This window comes from Candidatus Paracaedibacter symbiosus, assembly GCF_000757605.1.
GTDB lineage: Bacteria > Pseudomonadota > Alphaproteobacteria > Paracaedibacterales > Paracaedibacteraceae > Paracaedibacter_A > Paracaedibacter_A symbiosus.
The window spans coordinates 1,318,532-1,328,310 of the sequence record NZ_JQAK01000001.1; the positions used below are offsets into that span (position 1 = coordinate 1,318,532).

The 9,779-nt window shown below is 37.0% G+C and carries 11 protein-coding genes and 1 pseudogene; 5 read left to right on the forward strand and 7 right to left on the reverse strand.

Annotated features, from left to right (window positions below; translation table 11 throughout):
* The 4 genes and pseudogenes from IG80_RS15650 to IG80_RS0106030 form a co-directional block, all read right to left on the reverse strand.
* Nucleotides 1-312, reverse strand: a pseudogene (locus IG80_RS15650) (hypothetical protein); the annotation flags it as partial.
* Entirely contained in the window at nucleotides 309-578 is a 270-nt protein-coding gene (locus tag IG80_RS13200) for a phospholipase D-like domain-containing protein (protein WP_232224340.1), read from the reverse strand. The gene IG80_RS13200 and the pseudogene IG80_RS15650, both read right to left, overlap by 4 nt.
* Nucleotides 579-698: 120 nt before the next feature.
* The gene (locus IG80_RS0106025; protein WP_032112954.1) at nucleotides 699-1,793 is read right to left on the reverse strand and encodes a hypothetical protein; all 1,095 of its coding nucleotides are present in this window, start codon (nucleotides 1,791-1,793) and stop codon (nucleotides 699-701) included.
* Between the two features lie 118 nt (nucleotides 1,794-1,911).
* Nucleotides 1,912-2,142 carry a hypothetical protein gene (locus tag IG80_RS0106030; protein WP_032112955.1) on the reverse strand — a complete coding sequence of 77 codons (231 nt, stop codon included), beginning with the start codon at nucleotides 2,140-2,142 and terminating at the stop codon, nucleotides 1,912-1,914.
* Nucleotides 2,143-2,163: 21 nt separating this feature from the next.
* Here IG80_RS0106030 and IG80_RS13940 point away from each other — a divergent pair, with 21 nt between their 5' ends.
* The 4 genes from IG80_RS13940 to IG80_RS0106050 all read left to right on the forward strand — a co-directional run bounded on the left by IG80_RS13940 (nucleotide 2,164) and on the right by IG80_RS0106050 (nucleotide 4,315).
* On the forward strand, nucleotides 2,164-2,547 hold the full coding sequence (locus IG80_RS13940) for a transposase (RefSeq protein ID WP_075553163.1): 384 nt from the start codon (nucleotides 2,164-2,166) through the stop codon (nucleotides 2,545-2,547).
* Between the two features lie 20 nt (nucleotides 2,548-2,567).
* A complete protein-coding gene (locus tag IG80_RS15655) occupies nucleotides 2,568-3,029 on the forward strand; it encodes a transposase (protein ID WP_198027222.1) in 462 nt (153 codons plus the stop codon).
* 513 nt (nucleotides 3,030-3,542) lie between these two features.
* Nucleotides 3,543-3,893: a hypothetical protein gene (locus tag IG80_RS15040; protein ID WP_032112956.1), complete on the forward strand. Its 351-nt coding sequence runs from the start codon at nucleotides 3,543-3,545 to the stop codon at nucleotides 3,891-3,893.
* A 26-nt stretch (nucleotides 3,894-3,919) separates the two neighbouring features.
* Nucleotides 3,920-4,315 carry a leucine-rich repeat domain-containing protein gene (locus tag IG80_RS0106050; protein WP_032112957.1) on the forward strand — a complete coding sequence of 132 codons (396 nt, stop codon included), beginning with the start codon at nucleotides 3,920-3,922 and terminating at the stop codon, nucleotides 4,313-4,315.
* A gap of 576 nt (nucleotides 4,316-4,891) precedes the next feature.
* On the opposite strand, the gene IG80_RS0106055 is transcribed toward IG80_RS0106050, so the two are convergent.
* From IG80_RS0106055 to IG80_RS0106065, 3 genes are all read right to left on the reverse strand, one after another.
* On the reverse strand, nucleotides 4,892-6,259 hold the full coding sequence (locus IG80_RS0106055; protein ID WP_052046128.1) for a type IV secretion system DNA-binding domain-containing protein: 1,368 nt from the start codon (nucleotides 6,257-6,259) through the stop codon (nucleotides 4,892-4,894).
* Nucleotides 6,260-6,708: 449 nt separating this feature from the next.
* On the reverse strand, nucleotides 6,709-7,920 hold the full coding sequence (locus IG80_RS0106060) for a hypothetical protein (protein WP_032112958.1): 1,212 nt from the start codon (nucleotides 7,918-7,920) through the stop codon (nucleotides 6,709-6,711).
* A gap of 55 nt (nucleotides 7,921-7,975) precedes the next feature.
* Complete coding sequence (locus IG80_RS0106065; RefSeq protein WP_032112959.1) at nucleotides 7,976-8,221, reverse strand: hypothetical protein; 246 nt, start codon at nucleotides 8,219-8,221, stop codon at nucleotides 7,976-7,978.
* 313 nt (nucleotides 8,222-8,534) lie between these two features.
* Between IG80_RS0106065 and IG80_RS0106070 the strand changes: the two genes are divergently transcribed.
* A partial coding sequence (locus IG80_RS0106070) for a protein-disulfide reductase DsbD domain-containing protein (protein ID WP_198027224.1) occupies nucleotides 8,535-9,779 on the forward strand: 1,245 nt, incomplete at its 3' end.

A 9,779-nucleotide genomic window follows, 5' to 3' on the forward strand; every position in this document is an offset into this window, starting at 1 on the left:
GGGTTCTTCCCAATTAAAGCAGTTTGGATAGGTATCATGCAGCCAGCCAAGCGCATTTTGTGTCTTCTCAGACCGTTGCTGTCTGGCCTCTTGCTGTTCTTTCTTTATTATGAGCGCGTGTTGCTTGGCTTTAGCTGCTTTTTCTTTTCTATCTCTTCTTGTGTTTTTTAGGCGGTTTATTTGCTTGAGGTTTTTGTTTTTAGGGGCTTTTAGTGAGGCGCCCTTATCATACAAGTTTTTTATCTGCTGCAATTTTTCTTGCAGCTGAGTAGAAGGCTTTAAGGTAAGAGTTTTTGAGGTGTCGTCTGTCATTGTTGTCTCTTGATTAAATCTGCTGGGGATGGTTTGAGACTACGATCCCACCGGTTTTGCCAATTAGCAATATATTGTTCAGCTACTGTTTTGTCATGAATAACTAGTAGGTTTTCAGCGTTTTTCTTGAATGCTGCGGCGCTAAAGTTGTAGCTGCCGGTTTTATATTGGTAATCAAGCTTATTTTTATAATAAAAATACATCTTAAATATATGGTTAGGATAAAGAGCATTTAATAGCGAAGTTTGGTAAAGCCTTTTTGGCATTTGAATTTTATTTACTGAATATATCAAGGTTACCTGAAATTTTATAAACTTAGACTTATCAGCAAAATCCGACCGGAGCAAACACATCGAAAGCACCAGCAAAAATAACACAGAAAAATTTTAAGAGCTTTCTTCTTTTCTTCGAAATACGAACTGTTCAGGATTTTCTCTAATTTGAGAGTATGATTTTTCATATTTAGCTTGTTTATTAGATAAACTATGAATATGGCCGTAAATTATATCTTTTCTGATGGTAACAAATTCAGATTGCGACAATATAGCTTCAGATAAGCCATTATCTTGTTGACCTTGTGTAAGTTTGAAACCTTCGTGGCGAAAATCTTTTTCTTTATTTCTATTATATATACATAAGCGACTTTGTGTAAGTTTATACTCTGTATCATTATATCTTGTATAATAAGTAGAGCCGCTATATGAACTGTAAGCATGGTAAATCACTACAAAACGATCTTGAGAAATGTCTGTACATTTGTCTTTCAATCTATCCTGGATGGCTTGAGAAATACTTGTTTGGCCTTGTTGATGTTGTTTCCTAAATTCAACTAATTTATTTAAACAACTATTACATACATCATAATTACCATAAAGCTCAAGACCACACATCATCACCTTAATCTCAGCAGAATCCTTTAATGTATTACGGCGAGGAATAAAAAGCTTTAAAATTGAATCTTGCTGCGTTTTCCATAGGGCATTAATGTCTTTAATTAATTGAGGCTCTGAATGACCATCACCACTACCTCCTTTTTTACGAATGATTGTTTCATCATCTTCTAATGGTGAACTATTGCTCGTCCAGTCTATCTTTATATTTGTGTCTTGTTTACCAATATTAGAAAAGGTTCTCGTGGTAAAGTGCTCATATTCATTAACTACTGACTTTCCTTTTTGATAAATATCGAAACCATTAGCTAGAATATGACTTGCTGCTTTTGGTCTTGAGTGTTTGTCTGCGACTCCATAATCATCCACTTCATTACATAGCTCCCTATCTACATCATAATTTAAATAGTATTTACAATCCGTACTACGAATTTCATCCGTATACTGTAGTAAAAGTTCATTATTTCCAGATTCTTCATCTTTCTCAAATCTGTAAAGATAACATCCGCTTCCTAGCGCCGAAGCAGAAAAAAAACCATTAAAAATAAAAAGAGATAAACTTAGAAATAAATAAATAAATTGATAAAACATTTTTGTTATCCATTGAGAAAAGCATGCTCTTAGATTTGCATTTTACGATAATAATCTACATTAAGGAATATTTTTTTAGGTTTACACTTTTCGTTATTTATAGAAGGAGTAATTATTTTTACTCTCCCCCTAGATCTCGAATGATCTGCTTTACGCGCTGGGCAACATTTGTGTGTCTATCAATTTCCTTTTGCCATCCCCTTTCTTGGGCATCTTTAATTAATTGCAGTTCAATTTGGTATTTTTCTAAAAGCCTACAACTCATTGCTAGTTTTAAATATTGCTTAAATTTGTCTTTAACCCTTTGTTTATAAGGAGTTAAGTTGTAAGGTTGTTTTTTTAAATCCATCCTAATTTAAATTGAGTAAGAATGGCTAAAAACAAGAGATATCAAAGCATTCCGACCACTTTAGAGGAGGATGAATTCAATGAATTTGTCTTACCTTATTTAACTAAAGGATCCAGAGGTCCTGGCACGAAACTCACATTTTATCGTCTCTTCAATTATCTATTGAAGCTCATGCATACAGGATGTCAATGGGAAGAACTGCCTATCGAAAAAGACGCTTTTGGCAAGCCAGAGATTCACCATACTCGCCTATTTCGTACTTTCAAACGCTGGCTTAAGGATGGATGTTTTGAAAACATTTTCATTGGTTCAGTGAGTCAGTTATTCAACCATAATCTTTTAGACACAAAAGTAATTCATGGAGACGGTTCTACCACCTGTGCTAAAAAGGGGGCGATAATATAGGCTATAATGGTCATAAACATGTGAAAGGCGACAAGGTTGTTGCCCTTTGTGATCGCAATTGCAATGTCATTGCCCCTATGGTATTTGCACCAGGTAACAAGAATGAATCCCCTCTTATCCGAAAAGCCATGGGGCCTTTGAAGCGTATCGCAAAAACCGTTGGCTTCACCCTTGTTGGCTCTATCATGAGCCTTGATGGCGTTTATGACTGCAGGGCTAATCGTAAGAAGATTTTTAATGCAGGCATGAAACCCAATATCAATCCCAACAAGCGGAATAGGAAAAAGAGTAAGCGTGGACGCAAGCCCATGTTTGATTGCAATATTTTTAAAGAGCGATTTCGCACGATCGAGAGAATCTTTGCCTGGGAAGACAAGTTCAAGCGACTTCTATTACGGTTTGAGAGAATCAGCGCTCACCATTATGGAATGAAATATATTGCCTACGCTATGATTAACTTACGACGCTTTTGTAATGGCTAAATTGTGCGCTGATTAACACTACTCAAAACATAATATCCAAAATGAGTATGCTTCACCATGCCTGAAATCTAGTAGTTTTTCAAAAATATGTACGCAAGAGGCATTTTCTGCGGCATAAAAATAAGACCACTCCCATATCGATACTAATTTTGTATTTATTACTTTCGTCCAGAAACTAGCAACGTTTACTAAAGAAGATTTCAAAAAAATACAATTAGAGATATCGGAAATAGAAATGCTTTACTTTCTTTTAAAAGATGCTCATAACTATCCAGCAGAATTTCAAAGAATAAAGCAACTGACTACAGCATTAAATGTAGCTTACTCATAATTAATTACGGTGAATATAGGGAAATAATTTTTAGATGAATTTTAGATTTTCTCCAGAGGGTAAAGTTGATACATTGGGTTTACCTCTTATGGAGGGAAATTTTAAGTAATATTTAACCTTGGTCTTCCTTGGATACGAATCTTAACTAAATAATAAATAACGATAAGAAAGAATAGTTTCCCATGAATGTAATATGTTTAGCTCTTTTTCTCTTTTTTCCGCTGTGTGTTAATGCCGCTGATGCTGAAAAGGAAAACTTAGCACCTAACCTGCAACCCTTTTTTAAACAAGCTGTTAAAGAAAATATTATTTTCCGCCCTTCAATGCTTAATAAAGAAAAACTGCCCCTTGTTCCTTCTCCTCCGGAATTGGAAGAAGTCAAGTTTAGAGGAGAGTTGACAGAAAAAGAGCTAGAAACACTTAAACAACCATGGGAAAGGATTATTTTAGTAACCGCCTTTGGGAAGGTAGAAGGAAGACCCCACCGGCACCAGCGCTTACTAGTTTCAAGCGATACTTTTTTCAAGGAGTAAAAAGCTTATCCCTACATTGGTGCGGTTTGGAAGAAAAAGACATTATAAGGATAGGAGAGCTTTCTCACATACGAGAGTTATCTTTACCAGTGAATCAAATTACAGATGAAGGGCTTTTCGCTATTTCACGGCTCTCTCATCTTAAAAAACTAAATTTAAATTCAAATAAGATAACTGATAAAGGAATGGCTATAATAACCCGTTCTATGCCCAACCTTATTTATTTAGATGTGAGTTTAAATGAAGAGATAAGCGATATTGGTGTAGATCCTTTTTTAAAACCCACAGAACTTACCACTTTAATTATAGAATTTAACAGCATTACCCGTGAAAAAGCGCAGGAACTTAAGGCTCACATAAACAAGGTAGTCTATTTCCCAGGAAAAAAAGTAGGTTCTCGTGAAATTATGATGGAATGGTAATTATATGTGGCTTTATTTGACAGAGTACAATTAAAGGCCCCATCTCTTCTTTTGGCAGGCTAACTAATTTAGTGATGAGGATCTCTTTAGACGAATGATACTTACTGACTAATTCGGCGTCGTCATCAACTTGTCTGTTTAAAATCCTATAAGATAATGCTTATCAAGGTAACTTGATGATTAGGGAGGAGCGGTCGTTCCTCCTTAATCGAAAGGGCATATTCGTTATCAACTTGCTTATTTGAGACCATCTAAATCTTGGGGGGGATTACCCAATTAAACACAGGGGGGGGGGGAGAAATTAATGAAAATGACTTGAAACATCTATCACCAGCGAGGCGAGGACATATCAATCCTTACGGAAAATACCAATTCGATTTAAGCAACTCTTTGAAAGGTAGATTAAGGTCTTTGCGAGACTTCAAGATCGTTGGATTTCACAGAATATCTAAATGAACCCCTTAGAGTGTCATTTCGCCCTTTTCCAGAACGGGCCCCTTCTAAGATTTCCAGATCTTCTGCAATCTTCTGCAATCTTCTGCAAAACACAACCCTACTTTTGTGGCAACTTTGTTCTCACTTCATTAGTGTAGTTGTTGCAACTGGGTCCTCTAGTATTGGTTCCGCAATTGATGGAAGCTTATGATACTCAAACTTCACATGACCTACAGGATAATTTCCTGGTAACTTTATGTAACCTTCTAAATCTGGTAACTTCATCAATTTATCTGCGTTGATCGCAGCCTTTTCTCTGCGCTGATCATTTAATGAGACGCCATCTCTCATTTGGTGGGCACCATAGGAAATGTTTTCAACAGATTCAGAAACCTCTTGTGATCCAAGCCATTTAGAGACTCGTTCAGCCACATCTGCTCCTGATACTCTGAAGACAACTTTTGTACTGCATAAATTGGCTATGGATTTAACGAGATTGTTACCATATACATCATCAAGTAAGGACATATCTTGCGTTCCAACAACAGCACAACCTCCGTACTTTCTAGCTTCTGCCAACATTGTATGGAAATCTGGGAGTTTCTTTAAAGCAGGTAACTCATCAATCACAAACCATAAACGCCGTACATTGGATGGATTGAGGCTCATAAGAGCCGATGTTGCTATACTTGTCCAAGCAGTTAAAAGTGGTTTTAAAGCCTCACGCATCTCTGGAACTGATGCCAGAAACAACCAACCACCTTTATCATCTTCTTGGCTAACCCACTTTCGGATAGAAAACGGCGTTTCTGTTTCTTTGAGCCATTCCAGACATTTGATATTAGTCGAAAGAGTGGCTCTTACACTAACTGCCGTTCTATCTGCCTTTTCATTCATAAATGAAGCGGCAGCAGTTCCTTCATAGAAATCCACTACGTCATATAACGGATCGATGACTGACTTACTCATGAACTCCTGAGTATTCAAGTTGTTATTGTTTTGAAGTTTTTGTGCAGTTGTCACAAATAAGGTTCTTGCTGAATTGATCCAGAAATCATCATCATATTTGGATGGTAAAAAAGCTGCTGCAAGCGCGTCATAGTGGTAGGGGGCAGTACAGTCTGACCATATAGTCCAATTCCCTGAGCGTTGATCTAAAGGATTCAGGATTTTATCTATTCCTGGTCGATAATATTTTTCAATAAAACTGCCCGTGACATCAACGATAACAGCTCTTTGATTTTTCTTACGAATTTGTTGCAATAGTTCATGAATACAGTTGGATTTACCTGATCCAGTTGTCCCAATAATTAAAAGATGCTGAAGTTCTTTGTTTTTGATCAAGGGGACATTGGCTAGGGTAAAATCTGAAGCTTCCTTCTGACGATGGATAAGCCGTCTCAACATATTTGAATCAACCACATGGGTACCAGAGAGGATTTCTTTTTCTGACCCTGATTTACCCCGCCAGACCCAAAAAATGACAAACACTATGAAAGCACTTAACATTGAGTAAAATCAAAACAGACAGCATCATCCTTCAAAACCAATGACTATTAATCAGCGGGTCGCAGGTTCGAATCCTGCAGCGCCCACCACCAAAGCCCTTGGTTTTTTGAGCTTTTCCTAATCTCCTAAAAAATCAATTGTCGGCAACTTGTCGGCAAGCGTTCAAAGAAATTTCCCTCCAAGAAAATATTCAAAATGTTTATTTGATTTTTTGATAACTTCAGAGTTAGGATGGTTTCCCGATAATTAAATAATTAAAAAAATCAATATTAATCATGAATTTTATTCGTTACATAAAAAATGGTGTCGTCAAGTTGTTTTGGATAGTATGTTGCCAGCATTCATAAAAGGTTTACCTAACATATAATAAAACAAAGCTGCTTCGCTATTGATTATCAAGAACTCCACACCACCAGCTCCATATTACCCCGTGTTCACAAGGTTTTACCTTATTCCAGCTCGTAGGTTAGAGTTAATTGAGAAATTCTAGCATTAATGATACCTAACTCCCTCTCAAATAAAGCTGATATAGAAGGAGAAATACAATTTTGGTAAATTAGACTGTTGTCTTGATAGCGGGCTTCAATTATTCCGTTCATCAATTCTTCAGTTTTCTTGTTTCTGGTTGCTTGCGTGGTAGCAGCATTTGTGAATATAGCACGTAAGCTGTTATAGCGTTGTTTCGTTAATCCATATTTTTGCTGGTAATAAGCAGGATAAGGCCCTGTGAAAGAGGGTACACTTAAAGGCATCTCAAAGACGACATAGTCCTCAGGAACTAAACCAGCAATTGAGATTTCTCGCTCACTTAAGATATCATTGCGAAAATGATTATAAAGCGTAAGTTCCAATCTATTGTGCGCCCTCATAACGTTTAAGGGTTTTAATTCCTCTACGGCTGCTTCATCCAATATCACTCCATAGAGCTTTCCTAAAATGGGATGTTTTGGCCGGCCTTGCAAGTCATATTCAGGTGATAAAATCTGGTTGGCTCCATAATTTTTAAGGCCAAATCCATACTTTCCTGGATGTTTAACACGATCAGAAAATGAGAGAAGGGGATTCTTGGTAAAGTCAAATTGGTTAAAAATCTCTTCATAGTCTCCTGCGGGTTCTGCTAATTGATTAAAAAATCCCTTGCAGTTATTAGAATAGATTTCCTGAAATGCATACCGGGGAGAGTTATAATTTCTACCTTTAATGGTACATGCATCCTGATCATCAAGACCATGAATGAGTGCAGCAACCGCTTGCCCATGATCGCGTAAAAGATCATGGTCATTGCCACCAAAATTCTGATTGGCGAGTTCATAAGCAGCTGAAGAAAACATAGGTTCATTTACCTGATTGGCAGCAATATACTGCGTCCTTTGCTCTCTTGTGAACTTGTCTGATAAAAAATGAACTCCTCGATAAAGCACAATAACTTTTTCATCAGCAAAGTTAGCGATATTCCCTTGGATTGTAGGGGCTTGATAGCGATAGTTAACTTGGGTTTCCGGGTTAAAATCATAGTCTGCGCTATAGCCAAAGTTTGAAAATAAAGAAATAAAAACGGCAGTTGTTAAAATAAGATACTTATTTATGGTCATTCCGGGTCGGTTGGCTGCTTTCCCAGAAGTGACCGCTAAAAGTGTTAAAAATGAAAAAATCTTTTTCATTTACTTTCTCCCATTATCTTGATGTTAGTGCCTTTATCAGTAACTATTGATGGTTCTATCTTAGATATTCTTTGTTTTTGTGAAAAAGGGAACTAAGCCAAGCAACAGTATATTGATTTAAGGGAAGTTCGTCGCTTTGAGGCGAAACTCCTTCTGCATATTGATTGGCCCATTTCGTTAAAAAAATCGTAATGGTAAAGCAGATTACATCCTCTAAAGCGTATATTTCAGAATTTTTATCTGTTAAGGGGTAAGTATAAGCTAGTTTTTTAGAAAGAGGCACTTTTTGCTGTATAATCATAATATCTTCCTTAAGTTGATCTCTGCTAAGAGAACTTCGTTGGCTTCTATTAAAGCTTCCTAATAATGCAGGATATGTTTTAATGTCCTTACTTTATTTGCAAAAAATTTCTTTTTCTCTCGTGTAAATTTGCGTAAGATGCATACTTAAGTAAAGATTACTTTGATCAAAAAAGCTGAAAAAAGGCATTGTCATCTTAACTATTAAAGGTCAACTATTTTCCTCAAACTCTATGGGAAAAATTAATTTCCATAGGGATAAAGCTAGGAAATAATTAATATATCTTCTATGATAAAATAAGATCTCTTTAGGTGTGGTAGATGTTTTATCCATGACTTATTTCTTGTCTAAAATTTTGGTGTTATTCGCTCTTTTGTTGGGCGTAGGTGCCGCCAATCCTGTTAAACTTGACAATACAACAGTTGAGCTGATGAGTGATGTGAAACGCATCCAGCCAGGAAAACCTTTTTGGATCGCCTTGAAACTCACCATGAAACCAGGATGGCATACCTATTGGACAAACCCTGGCGATTCTGGTTTTGCTACTTCCCTTGAGTGGAGACTTCCCACAGGCTTTACGACAAGTCCGATTCACTGGATTCCCCCTCAGCGTCTCACATTTGGGAATCACATCAACTTTGGGTATAATAATGAGTCCTTTCATCTGGTAGAAATTACGCCGAATAAAGAAATCAGTACTCAATTACAAACTTTTACTGCCGAAGTTAATTGGCTTGTGTGTGAAGAAATCTGTATTCCTGAATCAACGGAAATCAGCTTTACATTGCTTGTGGGCTCTGAAGAGGGCCAACCTGATTACAGTGAGCACCACCCTCTTATTCATCAACTAAAAGATGAACTACCAACAAAGCTATCAACCCTCGGTGAATTTCAGGTGAAGGATAAATCAGTTCATTTTAAAATATCTTTGGCTGATCAAGGTCTGAAAGAGATTGAGTCAGTTCTTCTTTTTCCGGTGAAGAATGGGTTGATTAATAATGCTGAGACACAAAACTTTAGTTTTGATAAGGGCATTTTAACAATCATTGTTGCTAAGGGAAAAGCTGTCCAAACCACCAATTACGAGGCGCTGGTTCAGCTAAATGATAAAGCGTCTCACAAGATTCACAATTATCAAGTTGTATTTGCCCCAAAACTCACGCTTGGTCATCAGCCTTCAACCACCGAGTTTACTTTATTGACGATTTTAGGTCTTGCGTTTTTGGGTGGTTTGATCTTGAATGCTATGCCATGTGTTTTCCCCATCTTATCGATCAAAGCTTTAACTATTGCTAAGAAAAATAAGTCTGAATTTCGCCATGTTCGTCTGCAAGGAGCGATGTATAGCATTGGTGTTATCGGCAGTTTCTTGAGTTTAGCCTTTTTGTTGATCGCCCTTAAGCAAGGTGGACATTCCATTGGCTGGGGCTTTCAAATGCAGTCACCCTATTTTATTACCTTCATGATTTATCTGACATTTTTGATTGGTCTAAGTCTGTCTGGTTTGTTTTACCTGCCAATTTTCTTTGGCAATACAGCAGCGGGCATTGCAGAAAAA